Raw genomic sequence first — 228 nt, 5'->3', positions numbered from 1 at the left:
TAAATTGCATGCAGTGTTTACTACTGATGGGATTTTTATCGATTTTGATGTAACACAAGCTTCTGTACATGATATTCATTATCTCAAAGATATTAAGCACTTGTATCAAAATTGTACAATATTAGGAGACAAAGGTTATCTGAGTATTGATTATCAAAGAGACTTATTTACTTACAACCAGATTAATATGGAAGTACCTATGCGAAAAAATCAACATGGATATAAGCC

The 228-nt window shown here is 30.3% G+C and carries 1 protein-coding gene; it reads left to right on the top strand.

The genetic code is table 11. The features are described from left to right. The coding region (locus GNY06_RS05295; RefSeq protein WP_166519113.1) for a transposase at positions 1-228 on the top strand (228 nt) is incomplete at both ends.

This window comes from Elizabethkingia argenteiflava (assembly GCF_009904105.1).
Taxonomy (GTDB): Bacteria; Bacteroidota; Bacteroidia; order Flavobacteriales; family Weeksellaceae; genus Elizabethkingia; species Elizabethkingia argenteiflava.
The sequence above is the reverse complement of the archived record's forward strand: the minus strand, read 5'-3'. Positions and strand labels throughout refer to the sequence as shown.